Source organism: Arthrobacter sp. sptzw42 (assembly GCF_059089685.1).
This window is the reverse complement of record NZ_JBNHEX010000033.1, coordinates 1-377: the sequence shown is the minus strand read 5'-3', so window position 1 is coordinate 377 and position 377 is coordinate 1. Positions and strand designations below refer to the sequence as shown.

Sequence of the window (377 nt, the reverse complement as noted above, 5' to 3'; positions counted from 1 at the left end):
TCCATGGGCATCGGGCCGATGAACGCGATCTACCAGGCCCAGTCCAACCGGTACCTGCACAACCGGGGCCTGAAGGACACCAGTGACCAGCAGGTCTGGGCGTTCCTGGGCGATGGGGAAATGGACGAGCCCGAATCCCGCGGCCTGCTCCAGCTCGCCGCGAACGAGAACCTGGACAACCTGAACTTCGTGATCAACTGCAACCTTCAGCGCCTGGACGGGCCGGTGCGCGGTAACGGCAAGATCATGCAGGAACTCGAAGCGTTCTTCCGCGGCGCGGGCTGGAACGTGATCAAGGTCGTCTGGGGCCGGGAATGGGATGACCTGCTCACCAAGGACACCGACGGGTCGCTGGTGAAGATCATGAACGAAACCCC

At 62.9% G+C, this 377-nt stretch carries 1 protein-coding gene; it reads left to right on the top strand.

The window, feature by feature from the left end; genetic code table 11:
- Positions 1-377, top strand: a 377-nt coding sequence (locus tag AC5RT4_RS17750) for a thiamine pyrophosphate-binding protein (RefSeq protein WP_494106622.1), incomplete at both ends; no start/stop codon positions are given.